At 34.5% G+C, this 18,847-nt stretch carries 11 protein-coding genes; 5 read left to right on the plus strand and 6 right to left on the minus strand.

Going from position 1 to position 18,847, the window contains the following annotated elements; genetic code table 11:
* Nucleotides 1-119: 119 nt before the first annotated feature.
* Nucleotides 120-3,344, minus strand: coding sequence for a SusC/RagA family TonB-linked outer membrane protein (locus M0M57_RS02475; RefSeq protein WP_248435057.1), 3,225 nt, complete (start codon nucleotides 3,342-3,344; stop codon nucleotides 120-122).
* Between the two features lie 195 nt (nucleotides 3,345-3,539).
* Here M0M57_RS02475 and M0M57_RS02480 point away from each other — a divergent pair, with 195 nt between their 5' ends.
* A complete protein-coding gene (locus M0M57_RS02480) occupies nucleotides 3,540-4,139 on the plus strand; it encodes a ribonuclease HII (protein ID WP_248435059.1) in 600 nt (199 codons plus the stop codon).
* Between the two features lie 209 nt (nucleotides 4,140-4,348).
* Here the strand turns inward: M0M57_RS02480 and lipB are convergent, their stop codons facing one another.
* The gene (gene lipB / locus M0M57_RS02485) at nucleotides 4,349-5,095 is read right to left on the minus strand and encodes a lipoyl(octanoyl) transferase LipB (RefSeq protein WP_248435061.1); all 747 of its coding nucleotides are present in this window, start codon (nucleotides 5,093-5,095) and stop codon (nucleotides 4,349-4,351) included.
* A gap of 315 nt (nucleotides 5,096-5,410) precedes the next feature.
* Here lipB and lysS point away from each other — a divergent pair, with 315 nt between their 5' ends.
* The 3 genes from lysS to M0M57_RS02500 all read left to right on the plus strand — a co-directional run bounded on the left by lysS (nucleotide 5,411) and on the right by M0M57_RS02500 (nucleotide 8,162).
* The gene (lysS, locus tag M0M57_RS02490; RefSeq protein ID WP_248435063.1) at nucleotides 5,411-7,102 is read left to right on the plus strand and encodes a lysine--tRNA ligase; all 1,692 of its coding nucleotides are present in this window, start codon (nucleotides 5,411-5,413) and stop codon (nucleotides 7,100-7,102) included.
* 239 nt (nucleotides 7,103-7,341) lie between these two features.
* A complete protein-coding gene (locus M0M57_RS02495; protein WP_248435065.1) occupies nucleotides 7,342-7,713 on the plus strand; it encodes a DUF4890 domain-containing protein in 372 nt (123 codons plus the stop codon).
* A 107-nt stretch (nucleotides 7,714-7,820) separates the two neighbouring features.
* The gene (locus M0M57_RS02500; protein ID WP_248435068.1) at nucleotides 7,821-8,162 is read left to right on the plus strand and encodes a hypothetical protein; all 342 of its coding nucleotides are present in this window, start codon (nucleotides 7,821-7,823) and stop codon (nucleotides 8,160-8,162) included.
* A gap of 28 nt (nucleotides 8,163-8,190) precedes the next feature.
* Here the strand turns inward: M0M57_RS02500 and hemL are convergent, their stop codons facing one another.
* The 4 genes from hemL to M0M57_RS02520 form a co-directional block, all read right to left on the minus strand.
* Nucleotides 8,191-9,480: a glutamate-1-semialdehyde 2,1-aminomutase gene (hemL, locus tag M0M57_RS02505; protein WP_248435070.1), complete on the minus strand. Its 1,290-nt coding sequence runs from the start codon at nucleotides 9,478-9,480 to the stop codon at nucleotides 8,191-8,193.
* Nucleotides 9,481-9,496: 16 nt separating this feature from the next.
* Nucleotides 9,497-10,348 carry a glucosaminidase domain-containing protein gene (locus M0M57_RS02510; protein ID WP_248435072.1) on the minus strand — a complete coding sequence of 284 codons (852 nt, stop codon included), beginning with the start codon at nucleotides 10,346-10,348 and terminating at the stop codon, nucleotides 9,497-9,499.
* 4 nt (nucleotides 10,349-10,352) lie between these two features.
* On the minus strand, nucleotides 10,353-11,261 hold the full coding sequence (locus M0M57_RS02515) for a 1-aminocyclopropane-1-carboxylate deaminase/D-cysteine desulfhydrase (protein WP_248435074.1): 909 nt from the start codon (nucleotides 11,259-11,261) through the stop codon (nucleotides 10,353-10,355).
* A gap of 81 nt (nucleotides 11,262-11,342) precedes the next feature.
* Nucleotides 11,343-13,268, minus strand: coding sequence for a T9SS sorting signal type C domain-containing protein (locus M0M57_RS02520; RefSeq protein WP_248435076.1), 1,926 nt, complete (start codon nucleotides 13,266-13,268; stop codon nucleotides 11,343-11,345).
* Between the two features lie 348 nt (nucleotides 13,269-13,616).
* Between M0M57_RS02520 and M0M57_RS02525 the strand changes: the two genes are divergently transcribed.
* The gene (locus M0M57_RS02525; RefSeq protein ID WP_248435077.1) at nucleotides 13,617-18,839 is read left to right on the plus strand and encodes a choice-of-anchor L domain-containing protein; all 5,223 of its coding nucleotides are present in this window, start codon (nucleotides 13,617-13,619) and stop codon (nucleotides 18,837-18,839) included.
* The last annotated feature ends 8 nt before the right edge of the window (nucleotides 18,840-18,847 follow it).

The raw sequence follows: 18,847 nt of genomic DNA on the forward strand, positions 1-18,847 counted from the left end.
CCGTTAATTCAGTAGTGTCTCTTACCGGATCTAGGAAGTCTTCACTACAGCCTACTAAACCAATGGTTACGGTAGCGAAGAACGAATAAATTAAAAATCTTTTTTCATATCATTTTTTTTTATAATTCAATTTTTACACCAAAGCTAAAACTTGTTAGCGGATTATATCTATAAATATTAGATGTACCTGTTTCTGCAGTAGAAGGATTAAATCCTTTTCTTGCACTTAGCATCATTAAATTGTCTGAAGCTAAATATATGTTTAAGAAATTAATACCTGAGTTCTCAATAAAACGTTTTGGGAAAGTATAGCCCAACTTAACATTGTTTAAAGACAAAAAGTCTGATTTTGTAATAAAACGAGATGAAATAGAATTACCTAATTGATCTCCACCAATGTTATCCGTTAATCTTGGCACATTTGTTACATCACCAGGCTGTTGCCATCTGTCTCTAATATCTGTATGAAATCCATCTTTACCAATTTGTTCAGAATTCATTAATAAAGCATAAAAACCATCGTAAGCATAACCACCATAACTATAACTGAACTGAGCAGTTAAATCAAAGTTTTTGTACGCAGCATTTAAACGGAAAGCACCTCTAACTTTAGGTATTGCAGATTTTCCAATATATGTCTGAGTAGCATTTGCATAAGTACTAGTAACTGTTTGTTGAATGTTTGAATTTGGAAAATTAATCAACTCTGTAGCCATCTGCGTAATATTTCTATCACCCGCATCAAAAACACCATTTCCATTTACGTCATCATAATACATATTCCATAAAGGAGCTCCTGTTGCAGGATCTACACCGGCCCATTCACGCATGTAAAAGTCAAATATCGAAGCTCCTTGAGTATATGCAAATGTATTATTTGGATACTCAGCATTTTTGGGTAAATCAGTAATCCAATCATTAGGCATTTTAGTAATTTCGTTCTTTAACATTTCTCCATTTACTCCAAGAGACAACATGAAATCTCCTTCATTTTTAGGCTTAAATAAATGCAAAGCTACGTCAAACTCTAAACCACTATTTGTTAACTCTCCACTGTTATAGAAAACTGTTTGAAAACCATATGATGGAGCAAGAAATTGATTAGTGAAAAGATTATCAGTCTTTTTAACATAATAATCTACGTTAACATCTAAACTGTTGTTAAACCAAGTACTCTCTAATCCCAACTGAGCAATTCTTGAAGTTTCCCAAGTTAAACCTGGAGTTGCAAGCTCTGAATTCGTTGCAAAAGCATAATCATCAGTTTGGTCAATAAAAGAAACAATCCATCCATAACGTAAACGATTACCTGTATCACCAATTACCCCATAACTAGCCTTAAGTTTCAAGAAATCATTAAATTTAACATTTTCTAAAAAACTTTCTTTAGAAGCAATCCAACCCAAACCTACTGAACCAAACGTTCCCCATTTATCATCTTTAAAACGAGAAGAACCATCACGTCTAACAGAGGCAGATAGAAAATACTTTTGAGCATAGTTATAGCTCAATTGACCAAAATAACTTTCTAAAGTATAACCTTGCGTGTAAGAAGATGCTTTACCAACAGCTTGAGTATATTGATCCAAATCAGTTGAACCAAAAATAATAGCATTTTGTTTAGCTGCGGAAATTTGAGTTCTTTTCCACTCTGTGGACTCATGTGCAGCAAATACTTCAAAACCGTGATTTCCAAAAGTTTTAGTATAACGTAAAAGTTTCAAAAAGTTCTGATTAGTCTCTTCGCGATCTCCTCTAAATAAATAACCTAACTGACGTCCAGGATTTCCAGAAATTGCGGTTACATTATCCATTCTGATGTAATCCCAATTTTCAAGTTGACCTCCATAACGGGTTTCAAATACTAAATTCTTTGTTATATTAACATCGAAAGAAAAATTACCAGTTAAGGTGTGAGCATAATCTCTATTCAAGTCATAAGTAGCATCAGAAATACCATTTGTTAAACTAGAAAATCTTCGTTGCGTAGTATTTCCATAATCATAGAAAGGAGCCCCTGTATTAGGATTGATAACTGTATTTCCATCTTCATCTCTCAAGAAAATGGAATAAATTGGAGGTGCCGTTGCCATAAGAAAAACACTTCCTGTATCTGCAGTCTGCCCATTTTGCGTGTATCTAGAACCAGAATAAGCCATATTTGCCCCTATTTTTAACCAATCAGTAGGCTTATGCTCTAAATTAATCCTTGTTGAATAACGAGTATAATCAGAATTGATAGCAGCTCCTTCATCCTTTACATAACCAAAAGAGGTAGCATATTTAGTTTTTTCTGTTCCTCCACTAAATTGAACATTCGCTTCTTGTCTAAAACCAGTTCTAAAAGCGTAATCTGCCCAATCTTCAGGCGTATATCTTCTTGAAATACCTGAATTAAATTTACCGGTTTCAGGATTAATCAATTGTGATCCTGGAGCATTCCAAATATTAAATATTGGATTAATACCGCCACCGCCAAATAAATTATTGTTTGCATAAGCAACAGGATCAACATTATTATTGATCACTCCCGCATTATAAACAGATTCCCAAGACAACTCGGTGTATTCTTCCGGTGATTTTACTACATCATATTGTGGCAAGAAAAAAGTATTAATACTACTTCTAAATTCAGCAGAAATAACAGATTTTCCTGATTTACCAGTTTTAGTTGTAATCAAAATAACACCATTCGCTCCTCTAGATCCATAAACAGAAGTTGCAGCAGCATCTTTTAAAACTGTCATGTTAGCAATATCTGCTGGATTAATAGCACTAATATCACTTGAATAAGGAACACCATCAACTACATAAAGCGGATTTCTATTTCCGTTGATAGAACCAAAACCACGAATACGTACCGTTGCATCAGACCCAGGTTGACCAGATCCTTGAATTACAGTTACCCCTGCAACCTCACCTCTTAGAGCCTGAGAAACGTTAGAAACTGTTTTTGCAGCGATATTTTCTGCCTTAACTTTTGTTGCAGAACCTGTATAAGCTTCTTTGGTAGTAGTACCATATCCAATAACAACGACCTCATCTAAAGCATTGTCATTCTCTAAAGCAACACTAACAGTGTTAGAAGCCCCAACAGTTACATTCTGGGTTTTCATACCTACATACGAAAATTCCAAAACCTCACCTGCTTTAGCTTGAATAGAATACTTCCCATCAAAATCAGTTGAAGTACCCTTTGCAGTTCCTTTCACAAGAACTGTTGCACCAGGAAGAGGTAAGCCACTTTCAGTCACTGTACCTGTGATAGTTTTCTCCTGAGCAAAAGAAAACTGCATTGTTAACGCTACAAAAAGCGTAAAAATCCATTTAAATTTCGATCTCATATTAAATTTATTTGAGTTAGTTATTCCGCAAACTTCTTAATAATTTCTTAAATAAACAAATATTACTTCGGAATAATATTTTTTATTTTTGTTAAAAATTCAAACGGATTAAAGAAATTGCTCTAAAACTAATAGTTAGATGCTCGATTACTAAAATGGTTGCGTACACTTTAACGTTTTTTTTAAATTATATTTATGTTAAATTTTAGATTCTCTAATTTTCTCTCGGAATCCGGCACCGACGAAGCCGGACGTGGTTGCCTAGCAGGCCCCGTAACCGCAGCAGCAGTTATTCTTCCCGAAAACTTTTCGCTTCCATTACTTAACGACTCTAAACAACTTTCTGAAAAAACGCGAGAAATACTCAGACCTATCATTGAAGAACAAGCAATTTCTTTTAGCTATACTCACTTGGAACCAATTATTATTGACAAAATAAATATTCTCAACGCATCCATCCAAGCCATGCAACAAAGCATTATGAAGTTAAATCCTACACCCGAATATATTATTGTAGATGGAAACCGTTTCAAACCGCTAAATGACATTCCGTATACTTGCATTATCAAAGGAGACAGCAAATTCATGAGCATTGCTGCTGCATCTGTTTTAGCAAAAACCTACCGAGATGATTATATGAATAAAATTCATGAAGAATTCCCAATGTATAACTGGAAAAAAAACAAAGGCTACCCAACCAAAGAACATCGGGAAGCTATTGCAAAATACGGCACAACTAAATACCACCGAATGAGTTTTCGGTTGTTGCCGGAACAATTGAAATTAGATTTTTAGATTGTTCGATTATTCGATTTTTAGATTTTTGGATTATTCGATTTTTAGATTTTTAGATTTTTAGATTTTTGGATAAAAAATATATTTTCAAAATTTTTCTGATTTTTAGAATCTGTGTTCTAAAAAAACTACCAATTAAAAAAAAAATTCATCCGCTAAAATCCACCTTAAGCAAAGCGAATCCAAATTAAAGAATTTGCGAGAATCTGTTATATCTGTTCAATCCGTGTTCCATTAGAAAAACCTTGCAAAACAGCAGATTTAAGTTCACATTCAAAAAGTTCCTCAAAATGTTTTAAAATTTTTGATTTTACCTCTTCCTCATCCACTTTTTCCACACCTAACTCCACTTGTAAAGAAGTTACAGCCTTACCACGAATACCACACGGAATAATATTATCAAAATAACCCAAATCCGCATTCACATTCAACGCAAAACCATGCATCGTCACCCAACGCGAAGCACGAACTCCCATCGCACAAATTTTTCTCGCAAATGGCGTTCCTACATCCAACCAAACTCCGGTTTCTCCCGGACTGCGTTCCGTCTTCAAACCATATTCTGCCAAAGTCAAAATAATCGTTTCTTCCAGCAAACGCAAATACTTATGAATATCAGTAAAAAAATTTTCCAAATCCAAAATCGGATAACCCACAATCTGTCCCGGTCCATGATACGTGATATCTCCCCCGCGATTTATTTTATAAAAAGTCGCACCTTTATCCGCCAACTGTTTTTCACTCAAAAGCAAATTACTCAAATCGCCACTCTTCCCCAACGTATACACATGCGGATGCTCCACAAACAAAAAATAATTCGGCGTTTCCAAATTTGCCTCCTCTCGCCTATTCCGAATTTTCAAATCCACCACATCCTTAAATAATTCCTCCTGAAAATCCCACGTTTCCTTATAATCTTTCGATCCCAAATCCTCAACCAAAACAACTTTATTCATAATCGTAAAATAAAATACAAAAATACAACTTATACCTTAATATATATAATTCATTTTTTTAGAAGCGAAAGGCTCGGGCTTTTTCAGCCATCAATATTCCCGCTTTCGCCTTTAGCCCGCTGCGGCGGGGCTATCGGCTCAATCGGGGCTAAAAAGCCATTCATATAAAAATCCCATTACAAAACTAATCCATTCCAAAACTAATCCATTCCAACAATCAAACAATCAAACAATCCAAAAATCTAAAAATCTAAAAATCCACCAATCAAACAATCCAAAAATTCCCTATCTTTGCACGCTTAAAAAATCGATGCTATGCAACTTTCGGAACAAGAAATAATTCGTCGCGAAAAACTGGACACTTTACGCCAAATGGGGATAAATCCTTATCCGGCAGACCTTTACCCTGTAAATCATACTTCCAAACAAATAAAGGAAAAGTATGAAGAAGGTAAAAAAGTAACCATTGCAGGGAGAATTATGAGCGTTCGTGACCAAGGAAAAGCGTGTTTCGCCGAATTGCAAGACAGCGACGGACGAATTCAACTTTATTTGAATCGTGACGTACTTTGTCCTGACGAAGACAAAACCTTATACAATCAAGTTTTCAAAAAACTGACCGATTTAGGCGATTTTGTTGGCATCGAAGGCGAATTATTCACCACAAAAGTAGGAGCACAATGTGTTCGTGTAGATAAATTCACTTTTTTAAGCAAAACATTACGACCATTACCATTACCAAAAACAGACGAAGACGGAATCGTTCACGACGCATTTAACGATGCTGAGTTGCGTTACCGTATGCGATACGTCGATTTAGTGGTAAATCCGCACGTAAAAGAGGTTTTCGTAAAACGAACAAAACTTTTCAACGCGATGCGAACTTTTTTTAACGACAAAGGTTACTTTGAAGTTGAAACACCCATTTTACAATCCATTCCCGGCGGAGCAGCTGCTCGTCCGTTTATGACGCACCACAACAGTTTAGACATTCCATTATATATGCGAATTGCCAACGAATTATACCTCAAAAGGCTTATTGTTGGTGGATTTGACGGTGTTTATGAATTCTCCAAAAACTTCCGAAACGAAGGAATGGACAGAACTCACAATCCTGAATTTACCGCAATGGAAATTTACGTAGCCTACAAAGACTACAACTGGATGATGGAATTCACCGAAAATCTATTAGAATATTGTGCCACACACGTCAACGGAACAACCAATGCAACGTTTGGCGAACATACAATCAATTTCAAAGCTCCTTACGCACGCGTTACGATGACCGATGCCATCATTCAATTTACCGGATTCGATATTTCAGGAAAATCAGAAGAAGAAATCAGAACCGCCGCTTTAAAAATGGGAATTCCTGTTGATGAAACGATGGGCAAAGGAAAACTAATTGATGAAATTTTCGGAGCTAAATGCGAAGGGAATTTTATTCAACCCACTTTCATCACCGATTATCCAAAAGAAATGAGTCCGCTTTGCAAAGAACACCGAACAAATCCAGAACTTACAGAGCGTTTTGAATTAATGGTTTGTGGTAAAGAAGTTGCGAATGCTTATTCCGAATTAAATGACCCAATTGACCAACGCGAACGTTTTGAAGCTCAATTAAAATTAGCCGATCGTGGTGATGATGAAGCAATGTTTATTGATAATGACTTCTTGAGAGCCTTAGAGTACGGAATGCCACCCACATCCGGTTTAGGAATCGGAATGGATCGATTAATTATGTTTTTGACCAATAATCAATCTATTCAAGAAGTACTTTTCTTCCCACAAATGCGACCGGAGAAAAAGCAGGTTGAATTGACCGACGATGAAAAAGTAATTATCGAAATTTTAAAATTATCGAACAACATTGCTTTGTCCGAATTAAAAGAAAAAACTGCTTTAAGCGGAAAAAAATGGGATGCTGCTATGAAAGGTTTAGCGAAACACAATTTAGTAAAAGTAAATGTCGACGGAGATGCTAAAACCGTTGAATTGAAAGGATAAGTCAATTTAAAATACATAATTTAATCCCGACCAATGTGTCGGGATTTTTGTTTTGCTAAAATTTTAATACGTTAAAAATATCTTAATCATTAAACCTTTTGAAAACGATAAGGTCTTACTTCTAAAATCATTAAAAAAGTAATAAAATGAAAAATGTAATTGTAACCGTAGTAATGTTGTTTGGATTAATGACATTCGCACAAGAGAAAGAAGTTCAAAAAGGAGACAGAAAAGCTAAAATGGAAAAAAGAGAAAGCCTTTCACCGGAACAACAAGCTGAACTCCGTGTAAAAAAAATGTCACTTGAATTAGATTTAAATGCAAATCAACAAGCAGAAATCAAAAAAATGGTGTTAGAAAATGCAAAGAAAAGAGAAGCTAAAAAAGCGGAATGGAAGAAGAACAAAGAAGCTGGAAAAACATTGACAAAGGACGAAAAGTTTGCAATGAAAAACCAAATGCTAGATCAACAAATCGCTCATAAAGCTGAAATGAAAAAAATTCTTACTCCAGAACAGTTTGCAAAATGGGAAGCAAAAAAATCGGAAAGAAAAGGAAAAATGCATGATAGAAAAGGTTCAAAGGGCAAAAATCAGAAAGAACGCAAATAAATTTCAAGATAATATTTTGTTAATTAGGCATTTTGGTTTATATTCGCCTATTAACTAATCAAATTAATTAACTTTATCATGAAAAAATTGTTTCTATAGTCGTATTAATGATTGCTTTTGGTTTTTCAGCAAATGCTCAATCAAGTTTAAAATTGGAATCTGAAACTAAATCCAAAGAAGCAAACAGTAAGGAAATGGCTTATGGTGAATTAAGAGAACTTTCTTCTGTTGTTGAATTATCTCCAGAGCAAAAAAATGATTTCTTAACTTTGTTTAACATGAGAAATGAAGCATTAAGCAATGCTAAATCCGACGAAGAGAAAGCTACTATTTATAATCGATTTGGAAAAAAATTCCTTAGTGGTTTAACGGAAGAACAAACAAAGAAACTTTCAGAAAATAAGGAACTGTATAATAAGTTAACAAACTTAAAGCACAGAAAACAATAAAAAAATCCCGGTCTAACCGGGATTTTTTTTATAATGAATTTTTACAAACTTTATTAATTGCCTCAATGGTGAAATCTAAATCTTGATAAGTTAAAGCATCGGTAATAAACCATGTTTCATAAGCGGATGGAGCGATATAAATTCCTTCGTTTAACAATCCATGAAAGAATTTTTTAAACATTTCATTATCACCACCTTTAGCAGTTTCAAAATCAATTACTCCTATTTCATTAAAATGAACAGAAATCATAGAACCAACTCTGTTTATAGTAAAAACAATATTGTTTTGAGATAAAACTTTGCGAATTCCATCTTCTAAATAAGCAGTCTTTTTATCTAATCTCTTGAAAATACCGGAATCGGCATTAAGCTCAGTAAGCATAGCTAAACCAGCAGCCATAGCTAGCGGATTTCCAGATAAAGTTCCGGCTTGATAAACCGGCCCTAAAGGAGCCAAAAAGTTCATGATTTCATTTCTTGCTGCAAATGCACCAACTGGTAATCCACCACCAATTACTTTTCCAAAACAAACAATATCTGCTCTAATTCCATATAATTCTTGAGCTCCGCCTTTAGCGAGTCTGAATCCGGTCATTACTTCATCAAATATGAATAATGTGCCATTTTCATTACACAAGCTTCTTAAACCTTCTAAAAAGCCGTTTTGAGGAGGAATACATCCCATGTTACCGGCAACCGGTTCAATAATTATAGCCGCTATCTCATTTTTGTTGTTTTCAAATAATTCCCTAACGTTATCCAAATTATTGTATTGAGCTAACAAGGTATCTTTTGCAGTTCCTTGTGTTACACCAGGACTATTTGGAATACCAAATGTACTTGCACCACTTCCGGCCTGAATTAAAAAAGAATCGGAATGACCATGATAGCAACCGGCAAATTTGATGATTTTGTCTCTTTTAGTATATCCGCGAGCGAGACGAATAGCACTCATACACGCTTCTGTACCCGAATTTACAAAACGAATTTTATCGATATCTGGCACCATAGAAACAGCTAATTCAGCAATTTTTGTTTCCAACTCGGTTGGCATTCCAAAGGATGTTCCTAGTTTTGCCCTTTCGGTTATTGCATTGATTACAGGTTCATGAGCGTGACCAAGAATCATTGGTCCCCACGAATTAATGTAATCGATGAGTTTATTACCGTCTTCATCAAATAAATAAGCTCCTTTGGCACTTTTTACAAAAATAGGTGTTCCTCCCACTCCTTTGAAAGCTCTGACGGGAGAATTCACTCCACCCGGAATTACTTTTTCAGCTTCAGCAAATAACTTGCTGCTTCTTTGGTATTGCATTGGTGATTTTTTTGAATTATTTTAGATAAATAACTTGACCTACAGAAAGTGAATCTGATTTCATGTTATTCTTGCGTTTAATTTCGTCTATGGTTACATTGAATTTTTTTGAAAGTGAATACAACGTATCTCCTTTGGTAACAACATATTCTCTTTCCGATTGTTTACCTGATGAAACCACTTGTTTTGAAGATTTTGGGAATCTTCCTAACACTTCCGTATCATATTGATGTAACTGATAACGTTCAATCAAACTGATTAGTTTATCCGGATATTTTGTATCGGTTGCATAACCCGCTGCTCGAAGTCCCTTTGCCCAAGCTTTGTAATCATCTTTTGGTAAATCAAAAAGCGATGCATAACGACTTCTGGTAGTTAGAAATAAAGAGTGGTCGCGATATGAATCTGCGGGATCGTCATATTTTCTAAAGCATTCTTGTGCTGAATCATCGTCATGGCGAACGCTTGGCCCTGTCCATTCTTTATGACATTTTATACCGAAATGATTATTTGCTCGTTTACTTAAAGAACCTTGACCAACTCCTGACTCCAATATCCCTTGAGCTAAGGTTATACTGGCGGGAATTCCGTGTTGATGCATGTTGTCCTTGGCAATATCTTTAAAATCATCAATATATTTTAGCACCAGTTCTGTTGTGACTTTTACATTGGACGTAGCTTCTAAAACCTCTGTAGCAGGCTTGGCTGAATCGTGTGATGTTTTTTGATTTGACTTATTTATTGTAGTTGTCTTTGCAACCGGTTTCTTTGTGGTTCGGGTAACAGGAGTACTTTTTTTTGTAGTTCGCACAACCGGCTTAGAACTTGAACAAGATACCAATAACAACAAACCGAAAATGAACAGCATTTTTTTAACCATCGAACTTAATTTTTTGTAATTTTTTATTTTCTAATTTCATATTCATTCCACTAATTCCTTGCAATCCGCCAGTGTGAATAGCTAGGATTTTTGAGCCTCTCGGGAAATAATTTTTCTTAATCAAATCATCAATTCCAAACATCATTTTTCCTGTATAAACGGGATCAAGCGGTATTTTAGTACGGTAATGAAACGAATTTATAAATTCAATCAATTCATTTGATGTTTTTGCATAACCTCCAAAAGTATAATCTTCTATCAATTCCCAATTTTTATTGTTGGCGAATTTAGAAATTTCATCCTTTAAAAAACCTCCATTTAAAGCTGGAAAACCAATCACTTTTTGATGTGCTGAACTAGCATTTATTAAGCCTGAAATTGTTCCGCCGGTTCCAACTGAGCAACAAATATAGTCAAACGTACTGTCTTCTGCTGTTAAAATCTCTTCACAACCTTGAATAGCTAACTTATTTGTGCCACCTTCCGGAATAAGATAAAAGTTTCCAAATAGTGATTTTAGGTTGTTTATATAATTTTCTGAATCTTTATTTCTGTAATTTTCTCTTGTTTCAAAATAAAATTGCATCCCGTTTTCTTGTGCAAATAATAGCGTAGGGTTTTCATTTATTTTTGAAGAAAGTTCCTCACCTCGAATTACGCCAATTGTTTTAAAACCATATTCTTTTCCGGCAAATGCAACAGCTGCAATATGATTTGAAAAAGCTCCCCCAAAAGTTAACAAGGTTGTTTGACCTTCTTCTTTTGCTTTAATCAAATTATACTTTAGTTTTCGATATTTATTTCCTGAAATAAACGGATGAATCAAATCTTCTCTTTTGATATAAAGTGAAACATCATTGCTAAATTCGGTTATTTTCTGATTAAAAACATCAATTATCATACAATTGCAAAGGTATTGAAATGCTAATAAATAAAAAAGACAGCTCGTTTGAACTGTCTCTAATTACTATTTTAATTATCGTTAATTCACTTTAAAAATAGAAACTTTCTTACTGATTTCTTGATTGTCTGCTGTAATTAATTTTACTATATAAATACTATCACTCAATCCAATTGTTGGGAATGAATAAATTTCTTGAGCACCTAATTTATCTTTTGTAAAAATTAATTTACCAGTAATATCAAATAATGTTGCTGATTTTAAATCAACTAAGTTTGGATTTCTGATTGAAAGCAACTCATTTTCATTGTTTTGAACAATCATAAACTGCTCACTTTTGATGGTTTCATTTCCTAATGTTTCATCTAAGAAAGTAACTTCAAAACGATCTGTTGTTGTTCCTCCCGCTGGCAAAGTTATATCTACAAAACTATTTTTGATATCGTGATAGATGTTTGTTTCTTTATCAAAAAGGAAAACATTTTCTGCTCCTTCAAAGTTGATGATCTCACCCACATACACTCTAAATGTTGATTGATTAACAGCTTTTAGTGCAAATGGTATTCTTTTGTTAATATCAAATGGTAAAGTTGAAATTACAAATTGATTGTCATTAGTTATAGGAAAATAAACATCTGTTGGCAAGTTGCTTCCTTGTGCCGGAGCATCAAAAGCTATATCAAAACCATCATTTGCATTTGGATTGAATGCCAAAACTACTTCTCTAGTAAATTGATTATTCAAAATGGTTTGAATTCTAATTTGAGGTACTTGCAATTTAGAAAATTGCGTATAATCTGTACCTGTTAAATTTGGGATGTCATGCCAATTTGTATCTGAATCTGAATTTGTTTCATAATTAGACGCATTTCGTTCAAATTGAGAATTTTCGGCAACACCTTCTTTATTGAAAACTCGGTAACGATTTCTCATTACTGCAGTTCCAGTTTCTTCTTCTCCTTTGACAATAAATCCTTGACCAACAGGTGAAAACATTCTGCGATAATTTATTCCTGAATTACCAGCTGATGTATTTGGAGATCCATCCCCATTATAGGAATTCCATGGAGCACTAGTGTATGTTCCTGGCGAAAATGCAGTTGCTCCATTAGGCACATAGGTTGCATAACCTCCAACATAATCAGTCAAAACGTGTGAAGTAGCCGGTTTTTGATGTTCCCAGAAATAGGCAATTCCGTTTATGATTGGTGAGCCTACGAAGGTTGTACTTCCAGATACATAGTCAACAGAATAACCACTATTTTCTAACAAAAACAAGTTCAAATTAATTGCAGATGGATATGGATTCCCTGTCAAAGTACTTTCGGTGTAAGAAGTACCTCCAGCTATTGCATTTCCTACCGGAATATTTATATTTCCATCATTTGGTTTTCCTCTAAAATCATACCGTTGGTTGTTTCCTGGATTGTTTTGCACGCCTAAAACGGTGGTGTTATCTGAACCGCTCACGCCTTTCATAGTAAAACCTTGACCTGCTCCAATTGAAGTAGCCGCAGCAATATAATTCCAACTAGAATATTGATTTGCGGTTGTTAACGTGTAAATCCAACGACTTGAGATGTTAAGTGCTGTATTCGTGCTTGAGCCATTTAATCCGGTGGTAATTGCTTCACCTCCAAAAGTTGTTAATCCGGTTGGTCTTTTCAATAAAGAAATTCCAAAATTAGAATTTCCAACAATTGCCGATGGTTCTCCTACGGGTGAACACCAATAGTTATAACCAAAATTATTTGATGTACCTTCTTGGAAAGCAGATAAAGTACCTAATCCAGTATTGGCAGAACTTCCTGTTGTCTTTTGAAGTAATTGACTTTCATTTCTTAAATATATATTACCAGTGCTTGCCAAATTTACATCTTGGGTAACAGTGACATATTGGTCATTTACATACAAAAAACTACCGGAGCTTACGAACAATTGTGCTTGAGATTGAAGTCCGAAGAACCCAAAAACCATAACGAAAAAAAACTGAATTAATCTTCTCATAATTAAAAACTTAAAAGTCAAATTTAACAATTTTTTCAATTAAAACATTTTTCGCAAGCAATTTTTTTAAACAAATTACAAAAATAAGTGTAAAAATGTTAAAAAAGCATCTATATACAATCGACGAAATGCATAAAAAATTAACATTTAAATGCTATTTTTCTTATAAAAAATATGCTTTTGTGTATTTCATCGATTTTTTTATACACTTTATCGGGTTTGTAATATATTTGCTCTGTCAAAAATTAAGAAAGTCAAATTCAATTAAATTAATAAGTCATGAAAAAATATTCTATACTAATTAATAGCATAAAAAAAGAAAATCTAGGTCTGAAACTTTTATCTAAGATGCTACTGATATTATTCCTAATTATAGGTCAATATTCAACATCACAAACGGTTCATATTAATCCGGCTACAAATGGTGGATTTGAAAGCGGATCTACATTTGCAGCAAATGGTTGGACAGCAACCACAGGATCTTCTACTCAAAACCAATGGGTTTGTAGTACGGGTGCAACTGCGGGTTTTTCAGGCACTAGATGTGCTTATATAACAAACAATAATGGTGCTACCCCTCCTCCACACAATTATACTATCAATGCTACTAGAAGAACGCATCTTTATCGAGATGTAACTATTCCTTCGGGAAACACAATAATAGAATTGAGTTTTGATTGGATTGGACGAGGACAAACGTCAAATGACATGTTAAGAGTTTGGCTTACACCAACCTCATACAATCCCTCTTATGGAACAGCTATAACCACAATAGGCTCTGCTCCTACTGGAAGAATATTACTGGGTGATTTTGCGAATCAAGCTTCTTGGACTTATGAAGCAATAACTTTACCAACTACTTATGGAGGTCAAACATTTCGTTTAGTATTGGAATGGATAAATAATGCAAATTCTGGAACGCAACCACCGGCAGCTATAGACAACATATCATTAACTTCAGAACTAGGCCCTTCTAATGATGATTGTGCCAATGCTATAAACTTAGTAATTAATCCGGACACAAATTGTAGCACAACAACAACAGGAACAACTGTAGGAGGAACTCAATCACAAACCGGGTGTAATGGAACAGCAGATGATGATGTTTGGTATAGCTTTGTGGCAACTTCAACTTTTCACTTTGTTACCGTTTCTGCCGGAACAATGTTAAACCCAGTTTTACAAGTTTTTAGAGGAAATTGTGGTTCTTTAACAAGTGTTGTTTGTAGAAATGCTAACAGTAACAATAATGATGAAGTAGCAACATTAACAGGTTTAACTGTGGGCGACACCTATTTTGTTAGAGTTCATAGTCAAGCTAATGGAACTGGTCAAGGAACTTTTTCTATTTGCGTAACTACAATTCCAAATCCGCCAAATGATAATTGTTCTGATGCAATAAGCTTAAATGTTAATCCAGGCACAAATTGCAGTACAACTACAACAGGAACAACTGTTGGTGGTACTCAATCTCAAACCGGCTGTAGCGGAACAGCAGATGATGATGTTTGGTATAGTTTTGTAGCTACCTCAACTTTTCACTTTGTAACCGTTTCTGCAGATACAATGCTAAACCCCGTTTTGCAAGTTTTTCGTGGAAATTGTGGCTCTTTAACAAGTATTGATTGTAGAAATGCTAATAGTAATAATAATGACGAAGTGGCAACATTAACAGGTTTAACTGTGGGTGACACCTATTTTGTTAGAGTTCACAGTCAAGCTAATGGAACTGGTCAAGGAACGTTTTCTATTTGTGTAACTACAATTCCAAATCCGCCAAATGATAATTGTTCTGATGCAATAAGCTTAACTGTTAATACAGACACAAATTGCAGTACAACTACAACAGGAACAACAGTTGGTGGTACTCAATCATTAACAGGGTGTAACGGAACAGCAGATGATGATGTTTGGTATAGTTTTGTGGCAACATCAACTTTTCACTTTGTAACCGTTTCTGCCGGAACAATGCTAAACCCTGTTTTACAGGTTTATAGTGGAACTTGTGGCTCTCTAACAAGTGTTGTTTGTAGAAATGCTAACAGCAATAATAACGATGAAGTAGCAACTCTAACCGGACTGACTGTAGGCAATACCTATTTTGTTAGAGTTTACAGTCAAGCCAGCGGATCTGGTCAAGGAACGTTTTCAATTTGTGTAACTACAATAGCAAATCCAAACAATGATGATTGTGCTAATGCAATTAATGTACCCGTTAACAGCGATGAAAATTGTTTGACATCAACCAATGGAAATTCAACAGGTGGAACACAATCTTTATCTGGATGTAGTGGTACTGCAGATGATGATGTTTGGTTTAGTTTTGTTGCCTCCTCTATCTATCACTTAATCACAGTTACACCTAACGGGATGTCTGATGTAGTATTTCAGGTATATAGCGGAAATTGTGGCTCATTAACAAGTTTATTGTGTAGAAACTCAACCAACGGAAATAATCCTGAAAGTAGTTACATCAATAATCTAACTATTGGAAACACTTATTTTGTAAGAGTTTATAGTAATGCAAATGGATCAGGCCAAGGAATTTTTAATATCTGTATCACAACTCCTGGTCATGTAACCGCCTCAACAAACCAGCATACTGTTCCACAATTAGTAAGAGAAGTTATGTTTGAAAACAGTTGTGTAAATATTTCAAACATTTCATGGAGAACCGGAACAAATTATAATGATGTAAACGGAATAGGTTACTTTCAAAAAAACAATTCTAACTTTCCATTTGATAATGGTGTGTTATTATCTACAGGAAATGCTCTTTTTACAAATGGTCCTATTGAAGAAGCAAGAAACTCAAGTGGAGGTAATGGATGGTTAGGGGATGCCAATGTTCAAACGTTGATGTCTTCTGTTTCAGGTTCTCCGCAAACTTCTTATAATGCTAGTGTTCTTGAGTTTGACTTTACTCCTTTTCAAGACACAATTAGTTTTGATTTCATATTTGCATCAAATGAATATGGTGAATATCAATGCGATTACTCAGATACTTTTGTATTTTTATTAACCAACATTTCCACTGGAGTAACTACAAACATAGCCGTTATTCCAAGCACTACAACTCCAATTTCTGTTGTAACTATTAGAAATAATTTATTCAATAATGGTTGTGGTTCAGTAAACGCCTCGCTATTTGGAAATTATTATTTTAACAATCCAAATTTAGCTCCCGTAAACTTTAGAGGAACAACTATTCCTTTAACTGCTATTGGATCTGTAATTCCAGGACAACAATACCATATTAAATTAGCTATTGCAGACAGAGCAGATGCTTTGTATGATTCGGCAGTATTTATAAAAGGAAACAGTTTTAGCATTGGAAGTATTTCTATGGGAGATGACTTATTAACACAAAACAATACTGCCATATGTTTTGGCGAAACAGAAGTTTTAGACACAGCTTTAGACCCAAATGCTTTCAATTTTGAATGGTATAGAAACAATGTATTAATTTCTGGAGCCACTCAAGCAAGTTACACAGTTAGTCAAATGGGTACTTACACAGTAAAAGTTGCCTTAAAAAACAATGCAGATTGTTTTAATGAAGCTAGTGTTATTGTAGAGATTTTTCCACAAATTATCCCACAAGCTCCACCACATTTGAGACAATGTGATTTTGTTAGTACTTTTGACTTAACATCAAACTCGGCAATATTATTGTCTAATTATCCAGCTCCAACTTATACCGTTACTTATTTCACTACATTAGCTGATGCCAACAATAATACAAACCCAATAACAAACCCAACCAACTACGGAGGAATTTCAAATCCACAAACCATTTATTCAAGGGTTTACAACACGGTTAAAGATTGTTACGGAGTAAGAACTTTTCAATTGAGAAGACCAAAAACATGGAATGGTTCTACTAATACAAATTGGCACACTGCTGCAAACTGGACACCAAATGGCGTGCCAACTAGTGAAGACTGTATTATAGTATATCCTTCATCAAATAACCCGATAATTTCTGGATATAATTATAATGGATACGGATATAATCTTGAAGTAAGAAACAATGCCATTCTAAGAATTGCAGAAGATAACAGTTTAACAATTACAGACCGAATTATAGTAGAGTCAAATGCTGGTTTTGAAATTGAAAACAATGCAAATCTTGTTCAGATTAATGACATTGTCAATATCGGTAACATTACTTATAAAAGAAACGCATTCATCAGAAAATTAGACTATGTATATTGGTCAACGCCGGTATCGTCTTTCCATATAAGTGCTGTTTCTCCGGGAACTCCAGCGTCATTAAGGTATTTCTGGAACACTACTATTGCTAACACCAATGGTGGATTAGGAACATGGTCTGCTGCCAATGAAAACATGATTCCAGGTAAAGGGTATATTATTCGTGGTCCAAATAATTTTGATACAACTATCCAACAATTTACTGCAAACTTTATGGGCGTGCCAAACAACGGAAATATTAGCATTCCTATCGCAAGAGGTAGTTATACCGGAGCAGATTATGCCGGAACCAACGGTGTAACAATTACAAATATGGATGATAATTTTAACCTTATTGGTAATCCATATCCATCAGCCATTCGTTATACAGATTTTATGGCAGCAAATCCAAATTTAGAGGGTTCGATTCGGGTGTGGACACATGGAACGTTACCAACTAATTCAACTCCAAATCCTTTTTACAGTAGTTTTGCTTATAATTATACTTCAGCAGATTATATCATTCATAATGGAACAGGAACTTTAAGTGGTCCTGATACCTATGACGGATTTATTCCTGCCGGACAAAGTTTCTTTGTAATTATGAACGACGGAGCTGCAACAACATCTACTGCTAACTTTACAAACTCAATGCGAGTTAGAAATAACAATGCTCAATTTTATAGACATTCAAACCAAACGCAATCGGAGAATGAACATAATAGAATTTGGTTAGATTTAGTTGCTCAAAACGGTACAATGAGCAGAACATTGATAGGATATGTTGAAGGTGCAACCTATGAAAAAGACCGAATGTATGATGCCTACACTAAAGCAGGTAATGCAATGATTTTATATTCTCTAATTGAAAACGAAAAAACCAGTATTCAAGGAAGACCAATGCCGTTTGACTCAAATGATGTTGTGCCACTTGGTTTTAAAGTAAATAATGATGGTATTTATACAATCGCAATTGCGGCTGTTGATGGACTATTTTCAAACGAACAAACTGTTTATTTAAGAGATAAAGTATTAAATACAGTACATGATTTATCGGCAAACCCCTATTCATTCACTGCCAATACCGGCGTTTATAACGAACGATTTGAATTGCTATATCAAGATGAAACACTAGGAATTGATCAGATAGAAAGTTTTGCTATAAAAGTTATTACAAATGATAAAATTATTGTTCGATCAGGAAACGAACAAATCAAAGAAATTCAAGTTTTTGATATGTTAGGAAGAAAAGTAAATCAATACCTGTCTGTTAATACGAATGAATTTGGTTTAAATGAACAAAAAAGTAATCAAACATTATTATTAAAGATAATTACAGAATACGACAATGTAACTATCAAAAAGATTTTGTTTTAAGAAGAATA

It is taken from the genome of Flavobacterium azooxidireducens (assembly GCF_023195775.1).
Taxonomy (GTDB): domain Bacteria; phylum Bacteroidota; class Bacteroidia; order Flavobacteriales; family Flavobacteriaceae; genus Flavobacterium; species Flavobacterium azooxidireducens.

Excerpts from the sequence above, each read along its gene's own strand:
- M0M57_RS02510 (WP_248435072.1), bottom strand. The coding sequence starts at position 10,348 with ATGCTGTTCATTTTCGGTTTGTTGTTATTGGTATCTTGTTCAAGTTCT.
- M0M57_RS02500 (WP_248435068.1), top strand. The coding sequence starts at position 7,821 with ATGATTGCTTTTGGTTTTTCAGCAAATGCTCAATCAAGTTTAAAATTG.
- M0M57_RS02520 (WP_248435076.1), bottom strand. The coding sequence starts at position 13,268 with ATGAGAAGATTAATTCAGTTTTTTTTCGTTATGGTTTTTGGGTTCTTC.
- hemL (WP_248435070.1), bottom strand. The coding sequence starts at position 9,480 with ATGCAATACCAAAGAAGCAGCAAGTTATTTGCTGAAGCTGAAAAAGTA.
- M0M57_RS02480 (WP_248435059.1), top strand. The coding sequence starts at position 3,540 with ATGTTAAATTTTAGATTCTCTAATTTTCTCTCGGAATCCGGCACCGAC.
- M0M57_RS02515 (WP_248435074.1), bottom strand. The coding sequence starts at position 11,261 with ATGATAATTGATGTTTTTAATCAGAAAATAACCGAATTTAGCAATGAT.
- M0M57_RS02475 (WP_248435057.1), bottom strand. The coding sequence starts at position 3,344 with ATGAGATCGAAATTTAAATGGATTTTTACGCTTTTTGTAGCGTTAACA.
- M0M57_RS02495 (WP_248435065.1), top strand. The coding sequence starts at position 7,342 with ATGGAAAAAAGAGAAAGCCTTTCACCGGAACAACAAGCTGAACTCCGT.
- M0M57_RS02525 (WP_248435077.1), top strand. The coding sequence starts at position 13,617 with ATGCTACTGATATTATTCCTAATTATAGGTCAATATTCAACATCACAA.
- lipB (WP_248435061.1), bottom strand. The coding sequence starts at position 5,095 with ATGAATAAAGTTGTTTTGGTTGAGGATTTGGGATCGAAAGATTATAAG.
- lysS (WP_248435063.1), top strand. The coding sequence starts at position 5,411 with ATGCAACTTTCGGAACAAGAAATAATTCGTCGCGAAAAACTGGACACT.